This is a genomic window from Streptomyces bauhiniae, from assembly GCF_004784475.1.
In the GTDB taxonomy this organism is placed as follows: domain Bacteria; phylum Actinomycetota; class Actinomycetes; order Streptomycetales; family Streptomycetaceae; genus Streptomyces; species Streptomyces seoulensis.
Window position 1 is genome coordinate 323369 of the sequence record NZ_SRRT01000007.1, and the last position, 21842, is coordinate 345210.

Annotated in this window: 23 protein-coding genes; 13 read left to right on the top strand and 10 right to left on the bottom strand. The window is 73.0% G+C overall.

The window, feature by feature from the left end:
- The first annotated feature begins 11 nt into the window (after positions 1-11).
- The 3 genes from E5083_RS24125 to E5083_RS24135 are packed head-to-tail and all read left to right on the top strand — an operon-like array spanning position 12 to position 2072.
- On the top strand, positions 12-497 hold the full coding sequence (locus tag E5083_RS24125; RefSeq protein WP_135787797.1) for a DUF2771 domain-containing protein: 486 nt from the start codon (positions 12-14) through the stop codon (positions 495-497).
- A gap of 17 nt (positions 498-514) precedes the next feature.
- Positions 515-1234 (top strand): futalosine hydrolase, encoded by a 720-nt coding sequence (locus tag E5083_RS24130; protein ID WP_135787798.1) that lies wholly within the window; start codon positions 515-517, stop codon positions 1232-1234.
- A complete protein-coding gene (locus tag E5083_RS24135; protein ID WP_135787799.1) occupies positions 1224-2072 on the top strand; it encodes a 1,4-dihydroxy-6-naphtoate synthase in 849 nt (282 codons plus the stop codon). The genes E5083_RS24130 and E5083_RS24135 overlap by 11 nt, the downstream gene beginning before the upstream one ends.
- A gap of 10 nt (positions 2073-2082) precedes the next feature.
- Here E5083_RS24135 and E5083_RS32055 read toward each other — a convergent pair whose 3' ends face one another.
- The gene (locus tag E5083_RS32055) at positions 2083-2466 is read right to left on the bottom strand and encodes a cold-shock protein (protein ID WP_086694554.1); all 384 of its coding nucleotides are present in this window, start codon (positions 2464-2466) and stop codon (positions 2083-2085) included.
- Between the two features lie 161 nt (positions 2467-2627).
- Between E5083_RS32055 and E5083_RS24145 the strand changes: the two genes are divergently transcribed.
- Positions 2628-2879 (top strand): hypothetical protein, encoded by a 252-nt coding sequence (locus tag E5083_RS24145; RefSeq protein ID WP_135787800.1) that lies wholly within the window; start codon positions 2628-2630, stop codon positions 2877-2879.
- 98 nt (positions 2880-2977) lie between these two features.
- Here E5083_RS24145 and E5083_RS24150 read toward each other — a convergent pair whose 3' ends face one another.
- Entirely contained in the window at positions 2978-3619 is a 642-nt protein-coding gene (locus E5083_RS24150) for an HAD family hydrolase (RefSeq protein WP_135787801.1), read from the bottom strand.
- A gap of 49 nt (positions 3620-3668) precedes the next feature.
- Positions 3669-4652 carry a hypothetical protein gene (locus E5083_RS24155; RefSeq protein ID WP_135787802.1) on the bottom strand — a complete coding sequence of 328 codons (984 nt, stop codon included), beginning with the start codon at positions 4650-4652 and terminating at the stop codon, positions 3669-3671.
- 137 nt (positions 4653-4789) lie between these two features.
- Between E5083_RS24155 and E5083_RS24160 the strand changes: the two genes are divergently transcribed.
- Both E5083_RS24160 and E5083_RS24165 read left to right on the top strand, forming a co-directional pair.
- A complete protein-coding gene (locus E5083_RS24160) occupies positions 4790-7237 on the top strand; it encodes a helicase C-terminal domain-containing protein (RefSeq protein WP_135787803.1) in 2448 nt (815 codons plus the stop codon).
- An 82-nt stretch (positions 7238-7319) separates the two neighbouring features.
- Complete coding sequence (locus E5083_RS24165) at positions 7320-8975, top strand: DNA repair helicase XPB (RefSeq protein ID WP_135787804.1); 1656 nt, start codon at positions 7320-7322, stop codon at positions 8973-8975.
- Between the two features lie 7 nt (positions 8976-8982).
- Here E5083_RS24165 and E5083_RS24170 read toward each other — a convergent pair whose 3' ends face one another.
- Both E5083_RS24170 and E5083_RS24175 read right to left on the bottom strand, forming a co-directional pair.
- On the bottom strand, positions 8983-9192 hold the full coding sequence (locus E5083_RS24170; protein WP_135787805.1) for a hypothetical protein: 210 nt from the start codon (positions 9190-9192) through the stop codon (positions 8983-8985).
- Positions 9193-9344: 152 nt separating this feature from the next.
- Positions 9345-10616: a hypothetical protein gene (locus tag E5083_RS24175; protein WP_135787806.1), complete on the bottom strand. Its 1272-nt coding sequence runs from the start codon at positions 10614-10616 to the stop codon at positions 9345-9347.
- A 244-nt stretch (positions 10617-10860) separates the two neighbouring features.
- Here E5083_RS24175 and E5083_RS24180 point away from each other — a divergent pair, with 244 nt between their 5' ends.
- Positions 10861-12924, top strand: coding sequence for a HelD family protein (locus tag E5083_RS24180; protein ID WP_135787807.1), 2064 nt, complete (start codon positions 10861-10863; stop codon positions 12922-12924).
- Between the two features lie 37 nt (positions 12925-12961).
- On the opposite strand, the gene E5083_RS24185 is transcribed toward E5083_RS24180, so the two are convergent.
- Together E5083_RS24185 and E5083_RS24190 are read right to left on the bottom strand one after the other, a co-directional pair.
- Positions 12962-13633, bottom strand: coding sequence for a DUF5701 family protein (locus E5083_RS24185; RefSeq protein ID WP_135787808.1), 672 nt, complete (start codon positions 13631-13633; stop codon positions 12962-12964).
- A 109-nt stretch (positions 13634-13742) separates the two neighbouring features.
- Positions 13743-14435 (bottom strand): copper homeostasis protein CutC, encoded by a 693-nt coding sequence (locus tag E5083_RS24190; protein WP_135787809.1) that lies wholly within the window; start codon positions 14433-14435, stop codon positions 13743-13745.
- An 82-nt stretch (positions 14436-14517) separates the two neighbouring features.
- Here E5083_RS24190 and E5083_RS24195 point away from each other — a divergent pair, with 82 nt between their 5' ends.
- The 3 genes from E5083_RS24195 to E5083_RS24205 are packed head-to-tail and all read left to right on the top strand — an operon-like array spanning position 14518 to position 16615.
- Positions 14518-15171 (top strand): HD domain-containing protein, encoded by a 654-nt coding sequence (locus tag E5083_RS24195; RefSeq protein ID WP_135787810.1) that lies wholly within the window; start codon positions 14518-14520, stop codon positions 15169-15171.
- A 27-nt stretch (positions 15172-15198) separates the two neighbouring features.
- Entirely contained in the window at positions 15199-16302 is a 1104-nt protein-coding gene (locus E5083_RS24200) for a GNAT family N-acetyltransferase (protein WP_135787811.1), read from the top strand.
- Positions 16303-16333: 31 nt separating this feature from the next.
- Positions 16334-16615, top strand: a complete 282-nt coding sequence (locus E5083_RS24205; RefSeq protein ID WP_135787812.1) for a hypothetical protein — start codon at positions 16334-16336, stop codon at positions 16613-16615.
- A 15-nt stretch (positions 16616-16630) separates the two neighbouring features.
- Here the strand turns inward: E5083_RS24205 and E5083_RS24210 are convergent, their stop codons facing one another.
- The 3 genes from E5083_RS24210 to E5083_RS24220 all read right to left on the bottom strand — a co-directional run bounded on the left by E5083_RS24210 (position 16631) and on the right by E5083_RS24220 (position 17819).
- On the bottom strand, positions 16631-17077 hold the full coding sequence (locus tag E5083_RS24210; protein WP_135787813.1) for a pyridoxamine 5'-phosphate oxidase family protein: 447 nt from the start codon (positions 17075-17077) through the stop codon (positions 16631-16633).
- A gap of 72 nt (positions 17078-17149) precedes the next feature.
- On the bottom strand, positions 17150-17410 hold the full coding sequence (locus tag E5083_RS24215; RefSeq protein ID WP_135787814.1) for a DUF4031 domain-containing protein: 261 nt from the start codon (positions 17408-17410) through the stop codon (positions 17150-17152).
- Positions 17411-17423: 13 nt separating this feature from the next.
- The gene (locus E5083_RS24220) at positions 17424-17819 is read right to left on the bottom strand and encodes a hypothetical protein (protein WP_030804650.1); all 396 of its coding nucleotides are present in this window, start codon (positions 17817-17819) and stop codon (positions 17424-17426) included.
- A 55-nt stretch (positions 17820-17874) separates the two neighbouring features.
- Between E5083_RS24220 and E5083_RS24225 the strand changes: the two genes are divergently transcribed.
- From E5083_RS24225 to E5083_RS24235, 3 genes are all read left to right on the top strand, one after another.
- A complete protein-coding gene (locus E5083_RS24225) occupies positions 17875-18780 on the top strand; it encodes a MurR/RpiR family transcriptional regulator (protein WP_135787815.1) in 906 nt (301 codons plus the stop codon).
- Positions 18781-18934: 154 nt separating this feature from the next.
- Positions 18935-19861, top strand: coding sequence for an N-acetylmuramic acid 6-phosphate etherase (gene murQ / locus E5083_RS24230; RefSeq protein ID WP_135787816.1), 927 nt, complete (start codon positions 18935-18937; stop codon positions 19859-19861).
- A gap of 207 nt (positions 19862-20068) precedes the next feature.
- Entirely contained in the window at positions 20069-21490 is a 1422-nt protein-coding gene (locus tag E5083_RS24235; protein WP_135787817.1) for a PTS transporter subunit EIIC, read from the top strand.
- Positions 21491-21842: the final 352 nt, after the last annotated feature.

Consider the following 21842-nt stretch of genomic DNA (forward strand, 5'->3'; position numbering starts at 1 on the left):
AGCCTTCGGCCATGACCTCGCTGCAATCCGCCCCGCGACGCCGCCGGGCGCTCGCCGCCGCCGGTGCCGTTTCCGCCGGACTGCTCGCTCTTTCGGCCTGTGACAAGCCGACGCCTGTCTCCACGGTCACCGTCGGGGACAGCTCGGTCAGTTCCGAGGCGCTCTGCTACAACGGCGACAAGACGCTGACCGCCAAGTCCCTCGCGGCCTGCGCGAAGAAGGCCGGCGACGAGAAGACGATCACGGTGGACCCGGACGGCGACACCGTGCGCGTCGGCGTCGACCCGAAGATCGCGGACGCGGGCTGGGTGCTGCTGGTCAACGGCCGCCAGTTCACCGACGTCAGCAAGAAGACGTACTCCACCATCCCGGGCAGCGCGTTCTTCAACGCGCAGTACGGCACCCAGGGCACCACCAACACGCTGTCCATCCAGATGGGCACGGGTTCGTCGGCCAAGGGTCTGTGGAGCTACAAGCTCAAGAAGGCGACCTCCTGACGGAGGCTTCCGGTCCAGTGAACGCCCGTACGCGCGTCCTCGTCGCCACCGCCGTCCCGGCCGAACGGGATGCGGTGGCACGGGCGTTTCCGGGCCCGGCCGAAGAGGTACGGCTGCCCGGCGCCGCGCTGCTGCGCACGGACGGCATCTACGACCTGCTGGCCGCCGGGGTGGGCCCCGCGCTCGCCGCCGCCTCCACCGCCACCGCGCTGACCGCAGCCGCCCTGACGGGCACCCCCTACGGTCTGGTCGTCTCGGCCGGGATCGGCGGCGGTTTCCAGCCCGAGGCACCCCTGGGCTCACTGGTCGTCGCCGACGCCATCACCGCGGCGGACCTGGGCGCCGAGACCCCGGACGGCTTCCTGCCGGTCACCGACCTCGGCTTCGGCACCGTCACCCATCTGCCGCCGAAATCACTCGTACGGGGAGTCGTGGAGGCCACCGGCGCCCGCCCCGGCACCGTGCTGACCGTCTCCACGGTGACCGGAACCGCCACCCGCGCCGCCGCCCTGCGCGAGCGTCACCCCGGCGCGCTGGCCGAGGGCATGGAGGGCTTCGGGGTCGCGGAGGCGGCCGCCGCGCACGGCGTGCCGGTGCTGGAGATCCGCGCGGTGTCCAACCCGGTCGGCCCCCGCGACCGCGCCGCCTGGCGCATCGGCGACGCGCTCGCCGCCCTCACCGGGGCTTTCGGGAAGATCGCGCCCGCACTGGAGAGTTGGAACACGCATGACGACTGAGCCCCTGCAGATCGCGTACTCGCCCTGCCCCAACGACACCTTCGTCTTCGACGCCGTCGCCCACGGCCGCGTCCCCGGCGCCCCCGCGCTGGACGTGACCTTCGCGGACATCGACATCACCAACGGCATGGCCGAGCGCGGCGAGTTCGACGTGCTGAAGGTGTCGTACGCCGTGCTGCCGTACGTCCTGGACGAGTACGCCCTGCTGCCCTGCGGCGGCGCGCTGGGCCGGGGCTGCGGGCCGCTGGTGCTGACGCGGGAGGCGGACGCCGACCTCACCGGGCGCACGGTGGCGGTGCCGAGCGAGCGCTCGACGGCGTACCTGCTGTTCCGGCTGTGGGCCGCGGACACCCTCCCGGAGGGGGTCGGGGAGATCGTGGTGATGCCGTTCCACGAGATCATGCCGGCCGTGCGGGACGGCAAGGTGGACGCCGGGCTCGTCATCCACGAGGCCCGCTTCACCTACCAGGAGTACGGGCTGCACAAGCTCGCGGACATGGGTGAGCACTGGGAGCGGACCACGGGGCTGCCGATCCCGCTCGGCGCGATCATCGCCAAGCGGTCGCTGGGCGCCGAGACCCTCCAGCGGCTCGCGGACGCCTTCCGGACCTCGGTCCGGGCCGCGTGGGACGACCCGGAGGCGTCGCGCGCCTACGTCATGGAGCACGCCCAGGAGATGGACCCGGCCGTGGCCGACCAGCACATCGGGCTGTACGTCAACGAGTTCACCGCCGACCTCGGCGAGGACGGGTACGCGGCGATCCGGGGGCTGCTGACGCGTGCGGCGGCCGAGGGCCTCGTACCGGCCCTCGGCCCTGATGCGCTGGCGTTCCCCTGAGGGGCCTGGCTCAGACGTCGAGCTGGTCCGCCACGGCGCGGAGGAGGCCGGCGATCTTCTTCCCCGAGGTGCGCTCGGGGTAGCGGCCCTTCTCCAGCATCGGCGTGATGTTCTCCAGCAGGGTGGTGAGGTCCTGCACGATCGAGGCCAGTTCGTCGGGCTTCTTGCGCTGGGCGGCGGCCACGGACGGGGTCGGGTCGAGGACGGTCACGGAGAGCGCCTGGTCACCGCGCTGGCCGGCCACGACGCCGAACTCCACGCGCTGTCCGGGCTTGAGCGCCTCGACTCCGGCGGGCAGGACCGAGGAATGGACGAAGACGTCGCCGCCGTCGTCGCGGGAGAGGAAGCCGAAGCCCTTCTCGCTGTTGAACCACTTGACCTTGCCGGTGGGCACGTCTGTCCTCGTCCTCGTACTCGTCGGGAAAAGCTCGGAAAGGGCTCGGTGTAGCACTGTGGCGGGTCGACCATGACCCGCCGACACCAGGCTAATGGTCTTCGGGCGGGTGACAAGGTGCTCCCCGGTTGTTCTCTCGGGCTGGGAACTACCCTGGTCCGGTGCGTGACAAAACCCAAACGAATTCCGCCGGGCCCGGTGACGGACTGATCCGCGCCGGTGTCATCGTCTTCTTCCTCGGTGCGGTGGCCACGCTGGTCACGGTGGCGCCGTTGTTCCTCGGTCGCCATCCGTTCCCGACGTACATGTTCGGGCTGAGCATGCTGATGGCTGTCGGGTTCCTGATCGCCGGAGCGGGTGTGTTGCGCTCGGTTGCGGCGGGGCGGCGCCAGGCGCGGGGCGCGGGGCGCTGAGGTCGGCCGTGCATCGGTACGTCGGCGGCTGACGGTCCGATGTGGCTGGTCGCGCAGTTCCCCGCGCCCCTTAAGTCGGCACGGTCGACGTATGTCGATCAGTGGCGCTTGGTCGACGTTATGTGGGAGGTCAGCCAGGTCGGGAAGGTTGTCAGGTTGGGGAGGACCACGTCTGCGCCTGCCTCGGTGAGTTCCTTTTCGGTGCAGGGGCCTGTGGCCACCGCTACCGAGAGGGCTTCTGCGGCTCGGGCGCCCCGGATGTCGCCGGTGTGGTCGCCGACGTAGATGTGGGCGCCGTGTTCGCGGAGGGCTCGGGCCTTGTCCTCGGCCCACAGGTCGCCGACCACGACGTCGGGTTCGATGCCGAGGTGGGCGAGGTGGAGCTTGGCGTTGGGCTCGTACTTGGCGGTGACGACCAGGGTGCGGCCGCCGGCGGCGCGGACGGCGGCGATGGCCTCGCGGGCGCCGGTCAGGGCGAGGGTGGGGGCGATGGCGTACTCGGGGTACATCGCGCGGTACAGGTCGGCCACTGCGGGGACGTCGGCGGCCGGGAACCAGTTCACCAGCTCCTCCGCGAGCGGCGGGCCGAGCCGGGTCACCGCGAGGTCGGCGTCCACGTACACCCCGGTCCGCTCCGACAGCGCGAGATAGCAGGCCCGGATGCCGGGCCGGGAGTCGATGAGCGTCATGTCGAGGTCGAAGCCGACGGTGGGCGCATACGCAGAGGGCACGGCAGGCATGACCGCCATTGTGCCCGGCCGGGGTCAGGAGGAGAGGGGGCGGGTCCCGCTACCGCCTCCGCTGCGAGCGCCAGAGCAGGAACAGCGCGGAACTCACCGCCGCCCCCCGCACCACCCACGGCCACATCTCGGCCAGCGCGTCGCTCATGTGCCCCTCGGCCACCGGGGTCCCCCAGTGCCCGGTGTCGCGTCCCCACAGGTAGCCCACCCCGGCCGCGAGGGCGAGGGCGGGCAGGACCAGTACCGCCCACTTGGTCTCGGCCGGGGTCAGCCGGCGGGAGCCGTAGGCGATGAGCCAGCCGAGGAGCAGCGCGTACCAGTTGCCCAGCACCGCCCCGGCCAGCAGCGCGGCGGCGCCCAGCAGCAGGAGGGGGTTGGTCCAGCCGGCCGTGGGGAGCGGGACGAAGCGCCGGAACCGGGAGCGCGGGACCACCTCGACGGGCTCCGCCACGACCTCCTTCGGCTTCACCAACGCTTCCTGCTCGGGCTCCTTGGGGGGACGCCGCAGCATCTCCGGGATCTCCACCCCGCCGACGAACCCCGGCACCGAGTCCGCGGCCGCCGCGCCGAACGGACCGTCCGCCACCCGCCACCAGTCGGGCCGGGTCAGCGAGTCGCCGAGTTCGTCGGCGGACGCCAGATGCGGCGGGGCGGCCCCGTCGGCCGGTACGGCGGGCCCCGGCTCGGCCGGACGTGGCCGGGGCACGGCGGCCCGCAGCCCCTTGAACCCCCTGGTCCTGCGCTCCGGCTTCTCCGGCTCCGGCTGCACGGGCACGGCGGTGGGCGGCGGCTGCGGTGCCGGGCCCTTGCCGCCCGCCGACCGCACCACGTCGTCCGGGCTGCCGAGCTGGTCCAGGATGCGGCGCACGGCGGCCGGGCTGTCCACCGTGGCGCGGGCCCGGTGCCGGTCGATCTCGTTGCGCAGCTCGGACACCAGCCGCATGCGCGTGGACGACGGCAACTGCCGCTGCTGCGCCACGTCCCCGACACGGCTCAGATACTCGTAGACGACCTGGTCGCTCTCGATCCCCAACGGAAACCCCTCCGGGGCGACGGCGGTTGAACCCCGTGGAGGAAGGTAGCGCAGACCGCCACCAATCGGCCCACGCGGGCGGAGCGGCCCCCCGGGACCCTCGGCCGCCGCTTGCCCCAGCCGCTAACGTGGGTCAGATGAGCCCCGAGGCATCCTCAGCCCCCCGGTCCCTTGCGGAGGCACTCCGCGCGCGGGACGACGCCTCGCTGGCCGCGCTGCTGCGCGACCGACCCGACCTCGTCGCGCCCGTGCCCACCGATCTCACCCAGCTCGCCACCCGCGCGGGCACCCGTGCCTCGGTGCTGCGGGCGCTGGAGCACCTGGACCGGTTCGCCCTCCAGGTCGCGCAGGCGCTCGCCGTCGCCCCCGACCCGGCGACCTACGACACGCTGCACGAGCTGCTGGCCGGTGACGACGGCGACCCGGCCGTGACCGAGGCCCTGCCGGACACTGTCACGGCCCTGCGCAGGCAGGCCCTGATCTGGGGCGACGACGACCGGCTGCACCTGGTCCGCACCGCCCGCGAACTTCTCGCGCCCTCCCCCCAGCACCCCTCCCCCACCGGGCTCGGCCCGACCGTGCGGGAGGCGACGTCGGGCATGTCGCCGGGGCGGGTGCAGCAGATCGTCAACACGGCGGGGCTGCCCTCCACGCACGACCCCGTCTCCGCCGTCAACGCGCTCACCGCGCTGTTCGCCGACCGGAAGCGGATGGACGCGCTGCTCGCCGGGGCCCCGGAGGCCGCCCGCGAGGTGCTGACCCGGCTGATGTGGGGCCCGCCGTACGGCCAGGTCACCGCCGACCCCGCCGCCCATCTGCGCTGGCTGCTCGACCGGGGCCTGCTGCTGCCGACCGCGCCCGGCACCGTGGTGCTGCCCCGCGAGGTCGCGCTGCATCTGCGCGGCGGCCGGGCCCACCGGGTGCCCGAACCGGTGCCGCCCGCCGTGGAACCGTCCGTGGCCCACGCCCCCGGGATCGTGGACGCGACGGCTGCCGGGCAGGCGTACACCGCGCTCGCCACGATCGAGGAGCTGCTGAAGCACTGGGACCAGGGGGGTCCGGCCGTGCTCCGGGCGGGCGGGCTCAGCGTGCGCGACCTGAAGCGGACCGCCGTCGCCCTCGACGCGCCCGAACCGCTCGCCGCGTTCTGGATCGAGCTGGCCTACGCCGCCGGCCTGCTCGCCTCGGACGGCGCGGCCGACGAGCGCTATGCCCCCACCCCCGCCTACGACACCTGGCTGGAACGCCCCGTCGCCGAACGGTGGGGCCGCCTCGCCACCGCCTGGCTCGCCGCGACCCGCACCGCCGGGCTGATCGGCGGCCGGGACATCAAGGACCGTGCCCTGTCCGCCCTCGGTCCGGGCCTGGACCGCTCGGCCGCCCCCGAGGTACGGCACCGGGTGCTGGCCCTGCTGGCGGACCTCCCCGCCGGGGTGGCACCGGCGCCGGAGGCGGTGCTGACCCGGCTGACCTGGGAACGCCCCCTGCGCACGCCCCAGCGCGACGGCACCGAGGACCTCCGCGTCCGGCTGGCCCGCTGGACGCTGAGCGAGGCGGAACTTCTCGGTGTCACCGGCCGGGGTGCCCTCGCCGGCCACGGCCGGGCCCTGCTGGGCGCGGCCCCCGAGCCCCTCTCCGCCACGGGGCAGTCCACGGCCACCGCCGTCGGTCTCCTCGCACCCCTCCTTCCCGAACCCCTCGACCACGTCCTGCTCCAGGCCGACCTCACCGCGGTGGCCCCCGGCCCGCTGCTGCGTCCCCTCGCCGAGACGCTCGGGGTGCTCGCGGACGTGGAGTCCAAGGGGGGCGCGACCGTGTACCGGTTCACCCCCGCCTCGGTACGCCGGGCCCTGGACGCCGGGCAGACCGCCGCCGACCTGCACGCCTTCCTCGCCCAGCACTCCCGCACCCCGGTACCGCAGCCGCTCACGTACCTCATCGACGACGTGGCCCGCAGGCACGGGCACCTGCGGGTGGGCGTCGCCTCGGCGTACGTCCGCTGCGACGACGACTCGGTGCTGAACGAGATCATCGCCGACAAGCGGGCCGCCGCGCTGCGGCTGCGCCGCCTCGCCCCGACCGTGCTGGCCGCGCCCTGCGACCCGGCGACTCTGCTGGAGGGCCTGCGCTCGCTGGGTTACGCGCCCGCCGCCGAGTCCGCCCAGGGTGATGTGCTGATCACTCGCGCCGACGCCCACCGCACCCCGCCGCGCACCGCCCCCGAGCCGGTGCCGGAGGGCCCGCCCGCCCCGGACAGCGTGCTGCTGACGGCCGCGGTACGCGCCATCCGGGCCGGCGACCTGGCCGCCACCGCCCCGCTGAAGGCCCCCGGCCCGCAGCCCGCCGGCGGCGAACTCCCCCGCACCAGTCCCGCCGACACCCTGGCCACCCTGCAGGCGGCCGTCATGACCGGCGAGGCCGTCTGGATCGGCTACGTCAACGCCGACGGCGCCGCCAGCCAGCGCGTCGTCGCCCCCATCCGCGTCGAGGGCGGCTTCGTCACCGCCTACGACCACACCGCCGACGAGGTCCGCACCTACCCCCTGCACCGGATCACCGGGGTGGCGGAGCTGGCGGAGGACTGACCGCGAGGACCCGCCTTCCGGCCCCCGTATCAGGCGGGCATCAGGCACACTGGAGGTTTGGCCGCGCGGAAGGATGGCACACGTGAACGGTCCGCTGATCGTCCAGTCCGACAAGACCCTGCTCCTGGAAGTCGACCACGAGCGGGCCGACGAGTGCCGTCGGGCCATCGCGCCCTTCGCGGAGCTGGAACGGGCCCCGGAGCACATCCACACCTACCGGCTCACCCCGCTCGGCCTGTGGAACGCGCGGGCCGCCGGGCACGACGCCGAGCAGGTCGTCGACGCGCTGGTGCAGTACAGCCGGTATCCCGTGCCGCACGCCCTGCTGGTCGACATCGCCGAGACCATGGACCGGTACGGCCGGCTCACCCTGAGCAAGCACCCGGCGCACGGGCTGGTCCTCACCACCACCGACCGGCCGGTGCTGGAGGAGATCCTGCGCTCCAAGCGGGTCACCCCGCTGGTCGGCAACCGGATCGACCCGGACACCGTGGCCGTGCACCCCTCCGAGCGGGGGCAGATCAAGCAGACCCTGCTCAAGCTGGGCTGGCCCGCCGAGGACCTCGCCGGATATGTGGACGGCGAGGCGCACCCGATCGACCTGCGCGAGGACGGCTGGGCGCTGCGTCCGTACCAGAAGCAGGCCGTGGAGAACTTCTGGCACGGCGGCAGCGGTGTCGTGGTGCTGCCCTGCGGTGCGGGCAAGACGCTGGTCGGCGCCGGGGCGATGGCGCAGGCCGGGTCGACCACGCTGATCCTGGTCACCAACACCGTGTCCGCCCGGCAGTGGAAGCACGAGCTGGTGAAGCGGACCTCGCTGACCGAGGACGAGATCGGCGAGTACAGCGGCACCAGGAAGGAGATCCGGCCGGTCACCATCGCCACCTATCAGGTGCTGACCACCCGCCGGAAGGGTGTCTACCCGCACCTCGAACTCTTCGACTCCCGTGACTGGGGTCTGATCGTCTACGACGAGGTCCATCTGCTGCCCGCTCCTGTCTTCAAGTTCACCGCCGATCTCCAGGCCCGCCGCCGCCTCGGTCTGACCGCGACCCTGGTGCGCGAGGACGGCCGCGAGTCCGATGTGTTCTCCCTGATCGGGCCCAAGCGGTTCGACGCGCCGTGGAAGGAGATCGAGGCGCAGGGCTACATCGCGCCCGCCGACTGTGTCGAGGTCCGGGTGAACCTCACCGACTCCGAGCGGCTCGCCTACGCCACCGCCGAGACCGAGGACAAGTACCGCTTCTGTGCCACCACCGCGACCAAGCGGAAGGTCACGGAGGCGATCGTGCGCCGGTTCGCCGGGCAGCAGGTCCTCGTGATCGGCCAGTACATCGACCAGTTGGACGAGCTGGGCGAGCATCTGAACGCGCCCGTGATCAAGGGCGAGACCTCCAACGCCCAGCGGGAGAAGCTCTTCGACGCCTTCCGTGAGGGCGAGATCAGCGTGCTGGTCGTCTCCAAGGTCGCCAACTTCTCCATCGACCTGCCCGAGGCGACGGTCGCCATCCAGGTCTCCGGCACCTTCGGCTCCCGGCAGGAGGAGGCCCAGCGGCTCGGCCGGGTGCTGCGGCCCAAGGCGGACGGCCACCGGGCCCACTTCTACTCGGTCGTCGCCCGCGACACGATCGACCAGGACTTCGCGGCCCACCGCCAGCGCTTCCTGGCCGAACAGGGCTACGCCTACCGGATCGTCGACGCCGACGAGATCCTGGCGGAGGGCACGAAGGAGAACTAGGGCCCGGCTATGGGTCCCCGAGGGCGTCCCCGTATCTGCGGTGGACGCCCGCCTCCTCGCCGTACTCGCCGAGTATGACCACGCCGAAGGCGGCCTGCGCGTAGACCTTGATCGCGCGCAGGGCCTCGCCCAGGACGTGACGGTGGTGTGCGCCGCCGGCCACCGCGGTGGCTCCGGACGGACGGGGTGGGGCGGGGTGAAGGATCGCTGCGCTCATGTCTCCATGGTGAGACTTCCGGCATAAGTCCGGAATACACCCACGGGTCGGTTCTCCAAGCGATCCCTCTGCACCCGAGGGTGGAGCCCGCCCCTACGCCCCGCCGCACAAACCCCCTAGGGGTAGGCGCTCCGGTTCGCTCACGACATCGCTCACGACCCGTCCGCGCGCACGGCGTAGACGTACCGCTTCCCCGCGTACTCGCTGAGGTTCCAGATCACCGACTCGGCGAACGACCAGCCCGAGGCCCCGCTGGTGTGATAGCTGAGGTCCTCGCAGCCGATGGCCAGGTTGCCCACCGTGCTCGCGGTCGAGGCGCCCGAGGTGAAGGTGCGCAGCGCGCCCGTGCCGGAGGGGCCGTTGCTGACCGAGAGGTAGTGCTTGCTGTTGCGGGAGACGACGCCCTGGATCTTCTTCTGGGCGACCGTGACCGCCTCGCTCGGCGTGCCCGAGGACAGCGAGCGGGTGGTGTAGTCGAGGTTCCAGCGCACGACCTTCGGCGTGGTGGTGGGCGCGCCCGTACCGGTCCACGAGGTGCCCGAGTAGTCGACCGCGCCGGCCTCGGAGTACTCGCTGACCACCAGGCTGTCCGGGGTGCTGGCGCGGTCGAGGCCGATCGCCGAGTAGCGCAGGTACTTGCCGGTGTTGTCGTAGGCGCCGCTCTGCGGGAGCACGTACGAATAGCCGTAGCCGTAGTAGGTGCCGTCGACCAGGCCGCAGGAGTCGGCCTGGGTGGTGTCGACCTGGAAGAGGGTGTTGAGGTCGAAGACGCGCAGGCCCTTGTAGGTGTCGACGACGTACAGCAGGTTGCCGTACCAGAGGATGCCGCCGGCGTGCTTGCGTATGGGGTTGAAGGAGAACTCGCCGGCGGCGGTCTTCACCGGCTCGACCAGCAGGACGTGGCGGTAGGTGGGCGCGGAGGCGGAGTTGTAGTTGACGAAGGTGAGCCGCAGGCCCTTGTCGAGGGGGTAGTTGTCCGTGCCGTTGCCGTCCGGGTCGGTCTCGAAGTACCAGGAGACCAGGACGGCCTTGTTGCTGCCGCCGTCGGGGTAGACGCCGTTGCCGTAGGCGTCGGCGCTGGTGGTGACGCCCTGCGGAATCCAGTAGTCGACGGCCTGGTCGCCGCTGTCCCAGGTGAAGCCGGCCTCGAACGCCTGGGCTGTGCCCGCGCTGGTGAGGCGGGTGGCCTTGCGGTTGGTGTCGGCGAGGACGGCGGTCGCGTCGGCCTTGGCCAGCTTGGCCGCCAGGCCCGCGTTCAGGTCGGCGAACTCCCCGTAGGAGTTGCCCGTACGGGTGGTGAGGGCGAACTGCGCCGGGTCGATGGTGGCGGCGTACGCGGTGGCGGGCGCGAGGAGGGCACTCGCCGCTCCGGCGAACGGTGCGGCGGCGATTCCCCGGAGGATGTTTCTGCGCGTCATGGACATGGCGGCGAACGTACGTCCTACATGATCGGCCACACAAGCGCGCCAGTTCGACTCCGGAGCGGTACCGGACGGGATTCGGACGCGCCCCGATATTCATTGGCCCCGCCCCGCCCGACCCGCCTACAATCTCCGCTCTTGCCCGCCTCCCCTCGGAGTGCCGCCGCCCGGCCGGTAACCGGACGGCACCCTTAAGGCCGCATCCGGCCTCGTGACCACGCAGCAGGTACCAACCGGAGGCACTCCCTTGTCCGCGACCGCGCCCGACCCGCTCGACGACCCCCGCGCCCCCCTGACCCGCGAACGCACCCACCTGGCCGACTCACGAGCCGCCCTGCGCGCCATGCGGGAGGACGTGGAGGCGCTGGACATCAAGGACGTCGCCGCGAACTGGGTCAACGCCCAGGTGCTGACCCGCCAGATCGACGAACGGATCAAGGCGCTGGCCGACCTCAGCGACACCCCGCTGTTCTTCGGCCGGCTCGACTATCTGCACGCGCCAGGGGCCGAGCAGGCCGAGGGGGCTGAGGGCGAGCGTTTTTACATCGGGCGCCGGCATGTGCACGACGCGGACGGCGACCCCATGGTCATCGACTGGCGTGCGCCGGTGTCGCAGCCGTTCTACCGGGCGTCCAAGAAGGACCCGATGGACGTCGGGCTGCGCCGCCGCTTCGGCTACACCGGTGGCGAGCTGACCGCGTACGAGGACGAGCACCTGTCCGACCCGTCGGAGACGGCGGCCACCAGCAAGCTGCTCCAGCAGGAGATCGAGCGGCCGCGCGTCGGCCCGATGCGGGACATCGTCGCCACCATCCAGCCCGAGCAGGACGAGATCGTCCGCAGCGGGCTCGGCGGCACGGTGTGTGTGCAGGGAGGTCCCGGTACGGGCAAGACGGCGGTCGGTCTGCACCGGGTCGCCTATCTGCTCTACGCGCACCGGGAGCGGCTCGCCCGCACCGGCACCCTGGTCATCGGGCCGAACCGGTCCTTCCTGCACTACATCGAGCAAGTGCTGCCCGCGCTGGGCGAGTTGAGCGTGCAGCAGGCCACCGTGGACGACCTCGTGGCCCATGTCGAGGTGCGCGGCACGGACGAGGCGCGGGCCGCCGTGCTCAAGGGCGACGCCCGGATGGCCGAGGTGCTGCGCCGGGCGCTGTACGCGCAGGTGACGATGCCGACCGAGCCCATCATGGTGGTGCGCGGGTCACGCCGCTGGCGCGTCCCGGCGTACGAACTGGAGGAGATCGTCCGGGGGTTGCTGGGCCGGGAGATCCGGTACGGCGCCGCGCGCGAGGCGTTGCCGCAGCGGATCGCGCATGCGGTGCTGGTGCAGATGGAGCGGGCCGGGGAGGCTCCGGACGACCGGGTGCAGGACGCGGTCGCGCGCAACAGCGCGGTCAAGGCGGCCGTGAAGGCCGTCTGGCCGCCCGCCGATCCGGCCAAGCTGGTGCTGCGGCTGCTGTCCGACGGGGAGTTCCTCGCCGAGCACGCGGCCGGAATCCTGGACGAGGACGAACAGAAGGCCGTGCTCTGGGCCAAGCCGGTGCGGAGCGTGAAGTCGGCCAAGTGGTCTTCCGCCGACGCGGTGTTGATCGACGAGGCGGCCGATCTGATCCAGCGCACGCACTCGCTGGGCCATGTCGTCCTGGACGAGGCACAGGACCTCTCACCCATGCAGTACCGCGCGGTCGGCCGCCGCTGCACCACCGGCAGCGCGACCGTTCTCGGCGACCTCGCGCAGGGTACGACCCCCTGGGCGACCCGGAGTTGGGACGAGGCACTGGCCCACCTCGGCAAGACCGAGGGCGTGATCGAGGAGCTGACGGCCGGTTTCCGCGTCCCCACGGACGTCATCACGTACGCCTCCCGCCTGCTCCCCCACATCGCGCCGGGCCTCACCCCGGTCGCCTCCGTCCGCGAGAACCCCGGTTTCTTCGAGGTGCGGGCGGTGGACGGGGTGGCCGAAGTGGTGACCGCCTGCGAGGAGTTGCTGCGCAACGAGGGCTCCACCGGTCTGATCGCCGCCGACGCCCGCGTGCCCGCACTCGCCGAGGCCCTGACCGCCGCCGGGATCGGCTTCCTCGCCCCCGGCGAGGAGACCACCGAGCAGACCCGCCTGACCCTGGTCCCGGCCTCCCTCGCCAAGGGCCTCGAGTACGACTACGTCGTACTGGACGAGCCGCGCGCCGTGGTCGACGGCGAACCCGACGAACGCACGGGCCTGCGACGGCTGTACGTGGCGCTGACCCGAGCGGTGTCGGGGTTGATCGTGACGCACACCGGGCCACTGCCCGAGCAACTGGCGGGCTGAGCGGCTGGACAGGGGGCTGAGTCGGCCGGGCCTCCCCCTAGGGCTCCAGCCCCCTCCGCCCCTCGGCGGACGCGAACCCCAGCCACGTGTGCCGGTTGCCTGCCCAGCACCAGCCGGCCTTGGGGGCGTCGCGGCGTTCGTGGCCGTCGCGGCCGGTGCCGTTGCTGATCCAGAGTGCCGGGGTGCGGCCGTCCAGCGTGCCCTTGGGTTTGCGCAGCCGGGAGCCGATGGTCATGAAGCAGTGGTTGCGCTCCAGTACGTCGGGCCGCTGGAGCACCCAGTGGATGCCCTCGGTCAGCAGCAGCGGCGTACGGGACGCGGCGGTGAGCGCCGGAAGTGCCTCGTCCGGGCTCCAGTTGGCCATGTCGTCGCCCCGGTCGACCCCGCCGACCAGGTACAGCGGGGTGTCCGGCAGGTCGATGGTGTCGAGCGGCGCGAAGAGGTCGACGTCGGTCATGTCGGTGACGACGAACCCGGCCTTGTCCCCGCGCCGGAGCAGCGGCGCGAGTACGGAGGCGGGGGCGAGGTCGGGACGGACGGCGAGGAGGGCACCCTCGCCGGCGTCCCCGAGCCCCTCGACGTCGCCGGCCCCCTTCGCCGCCGCCCGGACCTCGGCGGCCGACAGCCCCGCGATCTCGTGCACCCCCAGCTCGATCAGCCGCTCGGCCTGCGTACTCGGCGGGGTGAAGGTCTGCGTGGTCTCGGACACGATGCTCCCAACGACAGCGGTGCGCACGGGCGCAGGCCCAACGAACCAGCCTTCCGGAACATTCCCGGCCGGACCGCCTACGTCCCGTCGACGTTCCCGGCAGGGCCGCCTACTCCCCGTCGAGCATCCCCCGCCACACCCCGACCGCCTCCGCGCACACCGGCCCGGCCCACCCCTGCGGACGGGCCGCGCCCCCGATGTGGAAGGCGTCGATGCCCGCGGACCGCAGCTCCGGCACGTGCTCCAGCCGGAGGCCGCCGCCGACCATGATGCGGGGCTCGTACCCCGGCGTACCCGTGTGCGCGGCCTCGGCCGTCAGCGTGTCCAGGCCCTCGTCCACGCCCGTCGCCGCGCCTGCCGTGAGGAAGGTGTCCAGGCCGGGCAGTCCGGTGAGCCGCTTGCGCAGTGCGTCGCGGTCGGCGGCGCGGTCGATCGCCCGGTGGAAGGTCCACGGGCAGCCGTCCAGCGCGTCGACGACCCGTTCGACCGCCGCGAGGTCCACGTCCCCGTCCGGGTCGAGGAAGCCGAGGACGAACTGGTCGGCGCCGGCCGCCCGCAGCTCGGCGGCCGTGCCGGTCAGCCGGCCGAGGTCGCCCGCCGCGAACCCGTCCGACAGCCGCAGCATCACGCGCAGGTCGATCGTGACGGCGGCGCGGATCGCGGCCACCACGGCGGGGTCGGGGCTGAGCCCGTCCGCCGCCATGTCGGTGACCAGTTCCAGCCGGTCCGCGCCTCCCGCCTGGGCGGCGACCGCGTCCTCGACCCCGAGGGCGATCACCTCCAGGACCGCACGCTTCCTCATGGCACCCCAATTCCGACGGCGGCTACAGGTCTAGTCCAATTCCAGGGTACGCCCCGGCCCCGATCACCGGAACAATGGACACATGGCCGACGCAAGAACCGCAGCAGACCTCGGGCTCCGCTTCGCCCGCGCCCTCGAAGCCGCCCGCGCGCCGGGCGGGGGCCCGGACCCGGCGCCGTACGCCGACAACCTGATCGCCCGCTGGGAGGAGCCGCAGCGGCGCTATCACACGCTGGCCCACCTCACGGCGGTCCTCGACCGGGTCGACGCGCTGGCGGAGTACGCCGACGACCCCGACCTCGTACGGCTGGCGGCCTGGTTCCACGACGCGGTGTACCTGCCGGACCGGTCGGAGAACGAGGAGCGCTCCGCGCGGCTGGCCGAGCGGGCGCTGACCGAGGCCGGGGTGCCGGCGGCGAAGGTCGCGGAGGTGGCCCGGCTGGTACGGCTCACCGTCGGCCACGACCCGGACGAGAGCGACCGGAACGGGCAGGTGCTGTGCGACGCCGACCTGGCGATCCTGGCCTCGGCGCCGTCCGCGTACGCGACTTACACGGCCGAGATCCGGGAGGAGTACCACTTCGTGCCCAACGACGCCTTCCACGAGGGGCGTTCGGCGGTACTGCGCCAACTCCTGGATCTGCCACGGCTGTTCCACACCCCCTACGGGTCGGAGCACTGGGAGGCGACGGCCCGCTGGAACCTCGCGGGAGAGCTGGAAATGCTGTCGCCGTGAGTCAGGGCTCCCCCTAGGGTTCCGTCCATGCGAGCGATGAGCGGGGACCAGGTGACCGAGGCCGTACGCGGCTGCGTGACGACGCTGGGCGCGGCGGTGGACCGGGACTGGACCTCGGTCCGCGCCGGGGGCCTGGACTGGGACTGCCACGCCACCGCCCTGCACCTCGCCGAGTGCCTCCTCGCCTACGCCGGCAACCTCGCCGGGCACGCGCGGGACGCCTACGTGCCCTTCGAGATGCGGCTGGAGGACGGCACCGGCAACGACGGCCTGCTGCACGTCCTTGAGACCACCGGCGCGCTGCTCGCCGCCGCGGTGAACACCGCCGCGCCCGGTGACCGCGCCTTCCACCCGTACCCGTTCCGCAGCGCCGACCGCGAGGGGTTCGCGGCGATGGGGGTGGCCGAAGTCCTGCTGCACACCCACGACATGGCGCAGGGCCTCGGGCTGGAGTACGCGCCCGCCGAGAGCCTCGCCGACGCCGTGCTGACCTCGATCTTCCCGCACGTCCAGCCGGGCCCGGACGCCTGGCCGACCCTGCTGTGGGCCACCGGGCGGGGCGAGTTGGCGGGCCGCCCGGCGGTGGACGACTGGCGCTGGTACAACAACCTCGTCATCCCAGCCGACCGTCTCACCCTCACCGGCCTGCGCCCGGCCGCCGCCCGCGACCTCCGCCTCGGCGGCGACGGCGGCCTCACCTGGCTCGGCGGCGCCCCCTACGAGGGCACCCGCGAGGCCGCCGGCTTCCTGGTCAAGGCGTACGAAGCGGGCCTCCACCGCCCCGAGTTCGGCGTCTTCACCCTCATCCGCACCGAGGACGGCCTCGCTCTCGGCGGCATCGGCTTCCACGGCACCCCCGACTCCGAGGGCCGCGTCGAACTCGGCTACGACCTCGTCCCCGAGGCCCGAGGCCAGGGCTACGCCACGGAGGCACTCCGCACCCTGACGTCCTGGGCCCTCGCCCGCGACGACGTCCACCAGATCGTGGCCACCGTCGACCCCGACAACCCCGCCTCCGAACGCGTCCTCGCCCGCGCGGGCTTCCACCGAGCCAACACGGAACAGGAGGAGACGGCCCGCAGGGAACACGGCATGGAGAGCGGGCTGCGACTGTTCGTGTTCCGAGGCTGACCATGCCACGCCTGCGCACAGAGGAGCACTCATGGCCGTAGGCCCGCTCATTGCGCTCATCGTGCCGCTGTGGCTGATGGCGTCCGGTGTGTTCTGCTTCCTCATCGGCCGCAACTCGGGATCGGCGCGCCTGGGCTGGCTTTTCTTCCTGCTCCTGGGCCCGCTCTCCCTAGGGGCGATGCTCGCCTTCACCGGTGCGATTGCCGCCGCGATCACCGCAGGTGTCGTGGCCGGTCTCCTTCTCTTCCTGCTGATTCTGGACCGGTACGGCGACGACCCGGACGAGCCGGACGCCGATCACTTCACCGGCTGACGACGGCCCGCCCGACTACCCCACCCACACCCCGCCCCGCATGACCACCCGCCCCCGCAGCTCCGGTACGCCCCGCCAGGCGCGTACCGTCTTGGGCTCGACGCGCAGGTAGACGTACGGGGTCTCCTCCGTGCTCGGGTCCCAGCCGAACTTGGTTGTGAAAACGGCGGCTTTTGGGGGTGCCTCCGTAGCCGGGTACAGGTTCGCCACGCCTTGTAGGAGCACCACGTCCACGGTGTCCGGCAAGGACAGGCGTACGCGGGGTTCTTCACGGATGTTGCGGGCCGTCGGGGAGGTCGCGTTCGTGCACATCCAGAGGGCTGCGCTGTCCCAGGCGAACCAGAGGGGTACCTGGTGGGGGCCGTGGGTGGGGTGGGAGGTGGAGAGCCAGAGGTCGCGTTCGGTGTCGAGCCTGGTCAGGGTGTCGCGTATGCGCTGGGCGGGGTCGCGGGGGGTGTGCATGGGGGTCGACCCTAGGGAGCGTGGCCGGGCGGCGCATCGGGCGCTGGCCGGGCGGCGTATCGGGCGCTGGACCTACGTCCCCTTGCGTCGCCGCAACCCCGCCGCGTGCAGCAGGCGTACGAGGTCGCGGCTGCGGGCCTCTACCGCGCCGGCGGCGACCGCGTCGGCGTAGCGGTGGGACGGGATGTCGTAGTGGTCGCGTTCGAAGGCGCGTGGGGGGACGCCGAGGGCCGCCGCGAAGGCGTGTAGCTCGGTGTACGAGGCGTCGCTGATCAGGTGGGACCACAGGCGGCCGTGGCCGGGCCAGGTGGGTGGGTCGATGTAGACGGTCACGCGGGGCCGGCCGTCACTTGGGGGTGTTCCCGTCCAGCGCCTTGGCGAGGGAGCCGACGGGGGCGACGTCCACGCCGGACTCGTGGCAGACCCAGTGCGGGTCGGGGCCCAGCTCCGGCTCGACGTCCAGCGCGTGCGGGTCGCCCGTGGCACACACCGGGCACAGCGGCCAGCGGCCCTTCCGCTCCAGCAGCGCGTCCTGCACATCCTGCGCCACCAGCCCGGAGACGAACGCGGCACCCTCCGGCCACTGCTCCACCCACCAGCGGCGCTGCGCGAGCGACTCCTCCACCAGCGAGACCACGTCCGCCTCGGCCACATCACCGGCCATGAGGTCGGCGAGCACCCGCGCACGGGCCGCGTGCAACGCCTGTTCGAGCGAGCTGACGGGATCTGTGGCGTCGTCCATGCCCCCATTGTGCGCACTCTTGCCCCGCCTGCCGAACCGGAAATATCTTTCAGGGGTGACCCAGGACGTGAAGGAAACTTTCGGCAGCCCCGGCGGCTCGCTCGCCGCCAAGGTGCGCACCCTCACGCCGTCCATGACCCGGTCCATGCAGCGCGTGGCCGAGGCCGTCGCGGGCGATCCCGCCGGCTGCGCCGCCCTCACGGTCACCGGGCTCGCGGAACTGACCGGTACCAGCGAGGCCACCGTCGTACGCACCGCCCGCATCCTCGGTTACCCCGGCTACCGCGACCTGCGGCTCGCCCTCGCCGGTCTCGCGGCCCGCCAGGAGTCCGGCAGCGCACCCGCGATCACCACGGACATCGCGGTGGACGACCCGCTCACCGACGTGGTCGCCAAGCTGGCCTACGAGGAGCAGCAGACCCTCGCCGACACCGCCGCCGGACTGGACACCGCCCAGCTCGGCGCGGCCGTCACCGCGCTGGCCGCCGCCCGCCGTACGGACGTGTACGGGATAGGGGCCTCCGGCCTGGTCGCGCAGGACCTCACCCAGAAACTGCTGCGCATCGGGCTGGTCGCGCACGCGCCGGGCGACCCGCACCTCGCGGTGACCAACGCGGTGCAGCTCCGCGCGGGTGACGTGGCGATCGCCATCACCCACTCGGGCTCGACCGGCGACGTCATAGAACCGCTGCGCACCGCCTTCGAGCGCGGCGCGACCACCATCGCGATCACCGGCCGCCCCGACTCGCCCGTCACCCAGTACGCCGACCACGTGCTGACCACCGCCACCTCCCGCGAGAGCGAGCTGCGGCCCGCCGCGATGTCGTCCCGTACGGGTCAACTCCTCGTCGTGGACTGCCTGTTCGTGGGCGTGGCCCAGCGGACGTACGAGAACGCGGCGCCCGCCCTGGCGGCGTCGTACGAGGCACTGGCCCACCGGCACCGGAGCGCGACGCGGTAGGAGGTGTCGCGTGGGACCAGCCCGACGAGCCGGGCCCCGACGGCGTCGACTCCCGCTTCCGCACGCGCCGCCCCGACGGCACAGCAGCCGGCCCGCCCCCGACAGCACCCTCCCGCTTTCTTCGTTCGGACCCGACCGGAAAGAGCCGCACCAGATGACCGACTCCCTTCGCCTCCAGAGCGAGCTGGCCACCCTGACCACCGAGGCGTACCGGCCGGAGCTGGCCGGGATCGACCAACTGCCCACGCTGGACATCGCCCGGCTGATGAACGGCGAGGACACCGGCGTCCCCGCGGCCGTCGCCGCCCGGCTCCCCGAGATCGCCGCCGCCGTCGACGCCATCGCCGCCCGCATGGAGCGCGGCGGCCGTCTCGTCTACGCCGGTGCCGGTACGGCCGGACGCCTCGGCGTGCTGGACGCCTCCGAGTGCCCGCCCACCTTCAACACCGCCCCCGGTCAGGTCGTCGGGCTCATCGCGGGCGGTCCGGGTGCCCTGGTGACCTCCGTGGAGGGCGCGGAGGACTCCCCCGACCTGGCCCGCGCCGACCTGGACGCGCTGAAGCTGACCCCGGACGACTCGGTGGTCGGTGTCTCCGCGTCCGGCCGTACGCCGTACGCGATCGGCGCGGTGGAGCACGCCCGCGGCGTCGGCGCCCTGACAGTGGGCCTCTCCTGCAACGCGGGCAGTCCCCTCGCGGCCGCCGCCGAGCACGGCATCGAGGTGGTCGTCGGCCCCGAGCTGCTGACCGGCTCGACCCGCCTGAAGGCGGGCACGGCCCAGAAGCTGGTCCTCAACATGCTGTCGACGATCACGATGATCCGCCTCGGCAAGACGTACGGAAACCTGATGGTCGACGTCCGCGCCTCCAACGCCAAGCTCCGGGCGCGCTCGCGGCGGATCGTCTCCCAGGCGACCGGCGCCCCGGACGCGGACATCGAGCGCGCCCTGACGGAGGCGGAGGGCGAGGTGAAGACGGCGATCCTGATCATCCTGGCGGGGGTGGACGGGGGTACGGCGACGCGGTTGCTGGAGGAGTCCGACGGGAGACTGCGGACGGCGCTGGGGAAGGCGGGGGCTTAGGCGTACCGCCATCCGGAGTCGGCCCGCGCGCCGGAACGGCGAGGGCGCGCCCGCAGGCCGGGCAGAGGCTTACGACCACCCATCGCCGACCGAGTCCGACTGCGGCTTGCGGACGCGCGGGCGTGTCGGCCGGACAACGCGTACGGCCGACCGCCTTCCGGAGGAGTCCCGCGCGCCGCACCGGCCGTGGTGGCGCAAGCTCGGAGCGTGCGCAACGACACCGCCACCGCGTCCGCCGTCCTCGCCCTGACGGGCGGGCCCGCCAACGTCCGTCACGTCACCCACTGCCTCACCCGGCTCCGCCTCACCCTCGCCGACCCGGCCGCCGTGGACGACGGGGCGCTACGCGGGCTGCCGGGAGTGCTCGGGGTGATCGGGGCGGGGACGCCGTCGCTGCAGGTGGTGCTGGGGCCGGGGGTGGTGGACACGGTGACGGCGGAGGTGGAACGGCAGCTCGCGGCGGGGGCGGGCGCCGTCGAAGCGAAGAGGGGTACGGAGGCCCCGGCTGCCGAGCCTCGTGCGAAGGGGGCCGCCCCCGCAGCCCTCCGCCGTATCGCCAACGTCTTCGTCCCCCTCATCCCCGCCCTCATCGGCTGCGGCATCCTCGCCGGCGTCAACGGCCTGCTCACGAACGCCGGTTGGCTCCCCGGCCTCACCCCCGCCCTGGCCGCCATCGCCTCCGGATTCATGGCGCTGATCGCGGTGTTCGTCGGCTATCAGACCGCGAAGGAGTTCGGCGGCACCCCGATCCTGGGCGGAGCGGTGGCCGCGGTGATCGTCTATCCGGGCGTGGCGAAGGTGACGGCGTTCGGCGTACACCTCTCCCCCGGCCAGGGCGGAGTCCTTGGCGCACTCGCCGCCGCCCTGCTCGCGACCCGGATCGAGAAGTGGTGCCGGGGACGCCTGCCCGGCGCGCTGGACGTCCTGTTCACCCCCACCGTCACCGTCCTGGTCGCGGGCCTCGCCACCCTGTACGGCCTGATGTACGCGGCCGGAGCGGTGGCCACCGCGATCGGCACCGGTGCGAACTGGCTGCTCACCACCACCGGCCCGTTCGCGGGCCTGATCCTCGGCGGACTGTTCCTTCCGCTGGTGATGCTCGGCCTGCACCAGGCCCTGATCCCCATCCACACCACCCTGATCGAACAGCAGGGCTACACGGTCCTCCTCCCCCTCCTGGCCATGGCCGGCGCGGGCCAGGTCGGCGGCGCGCTCGCGGTGTACGTACGCCTGCGCCACGACACCACCCTGCGCACCACGATCCGCTCGGCACTCCCGGCGGGCCTGCTGGGCGTAGGGGAACCCCTGATCTACGGCGTCTCGCTCCCCCTCGGCCGCCCCTTCATCACCGCCTGCGTGGGCGGGGCGGCGGGCGGCGGCTTCGTCGGCTTCTTCGCCCTGCTCGGCGAAAAGGTCGGCGCCACCGCCATCGGCCCCTCCGGCTGGGCCCTCTTCCCCCTCCTCACCGGCAACCAGGGCCCGGCCCCAGCCATCGCCATCTACGCAGGCGGCCTCCTGACGGCCTACGCGGTCGGCTTCGCCGCAACCCTCGCCTTCGGCTTCCCGAGGGGCACGCCGAGAAGTACGCCCCCGCCACTCCCCAACCGAACCCCGGCCGACACCGCGTGACGCACGCTGCTGCCGACGGCGTAGGAGGCGGGCCGCCCCCCTTCACCCTCGGCTTCCCGAGAGGTACGACGAGGAGTCCGCCCCCGCCGCTCCCCGACCGACACTGCGTGACGCACGCTGCCCCCACGGCGTACGAGGTCTCGCCGCCACCCTCACTCTCGGCCTTCCCAGCGGGTACGACGCCGCCGACCACCGGTCGAGCACCCGCTGATCCCGGGTGGCATCCGCGCCGTTCACCCCTGACACGGGCGGCCTCCTGACGGCGTACGCGACAGGGCTTCCCGGCGCCCCCGCCCTCGGCTTCCCTCAGCGCCGGGTGGGTTCGCCCCAGGCGGCGTGCCGAATGTCGCGC